Annotated in this window: 1 protein-coding gene; it reads left to right on the forward strand. The window is 49.2% G+C overall.

The window, feature by feature from the left end; genetic code table 11:
• The first annotated feature begins 35 nt into the window (after positions 1–35).
• Positions 36–293 (forward strand): hypothetical protein, encoded by a 258-nt coding sequence (locus tag HW554_RS20375; protein ID WP_176910361.1) that lies wholly within the window; start codon positions 36–38, stop codon positions 291–293.
• Positions 294–297: the final 4 nt, after the last annotated feature.

Below are 297 nucleotides of genomic sequence, written 5' to 3' on the forward strand. Positions count from 1 at the left end.
TGTGGACTAACTAGGATACTGACACCGAATCAAACATGAAGAAATTCGCGCTTTTCATTGGGCTTTTCTCGGCGCTGTATGTTGTTCTTGTACTGCTCGCGGCCTTTTTTGGCATGGCTTGGTCTTGGGGACATCAGCTCACGCCGTTTGAGAGAGCCATTTTCTTCTTTTTAGGGGCGCCCTTCAATGTCAAGGAGCACTTGTTTCTGTATGTGCTTCCCAACGCCGTTTTTTGGGGCACGCTCTTGTACTTCAGCACTGTGCTAGCAAGAAGGGCGTGGGCTACTTTTTAGCTCC

Origin of the sequence: Hymenobacter lapidiphilus, from assembly GCF_013377885.1 — a bacterium.
Taxonomy (GTDB): Bacteria; Bacteroidota; Bacteroidia; order Cytophagales; family Hymenobacteraceae; genus Hymenobacter; species Hymenobacter lapidiphilus.